We start from the raw sequence: 688 nt of genomic DNA, 5'->3' as shown, positions 1-688 counted from the left end.
GTGGAGTGCGGAGCTGGCCCGGGCCGTCGCCGCGACCCTGGCCTCGGGGCGGGGAGCGCTCGTCGTCGTGCCGGACGGGCGGGCCGTCGCCCGCGTCGACGCCGCGCTGACCTCGGTGCTCGGGGAGGGGCGGCACGCGGTCCTGACCGCCGACGCCGGGCCCGAGAAGCGGTACCGCGAGTGGCTGGCCGTCCGGCGGGGCGCCGTACGGGCCGTGGTGGGGGCGCGGGCCGCCATGTTCGCGCCGGTGCGGGACCTGGGGCTCGTCGCCCTCTGGGACGACGGCGACGACAGCCACAGCGAGCCGCACGCCCCGCAGCCGCACGCGCGCGAGGTGCTGCTGTTGCGGGCCGCGCAGGACAAGTGCGGTTTCCTGCTGGGCAGTTGGAGCTGCACCGTGGAAGCGGCGCAGCTCGTGGAGAGCGGGTGGGCCCGGCCGCTGGTGGCCTCCCGGGAGCAGGTGCGGGCCGTCGCGCCGCTGGTGCGGACCGTCGGGGACCAGGACCTCGCGCGGGACGAGGCCGCGCGGGCGGCCCGGCTGCCCACGCTCGCCTGGCAGGCCGTCAGGGAGGGCCTGCGGCACGGCCCGGTGCTCGTGCAGGTGCCGCGGCGGGGCTATGTGCCCAGGATGGCCTGCGCCAACTGCCGGGAGCCCGCGCGGTGTCGGCACTGCGCCGGACCGCTGGAG

The 688-nt window shown here is 78.8% G+C and carries 1 pseudogene; it reads left to right on the top strand.

The features are described 5' to 3' along the window. Window positions 1-688, top strand: a pseudogene (locus EHS43_RS45535) (primosome assembly protein PriA); the annotation flags it as partial.

The organism is Streptomyces sp. RP5T (assembly GCF_003933965.1).
Classification (GTDB): Bacteria; Actinomycetota; Actinomycetes; order Streptomycetales; family Streptomycetaceae; genus Streptomyces.
The sequence above is the reverse complement of the archived record's forward strand: the minus strand, read 5'-3'. Positions and strand labels throughout refer to the sequence as shown.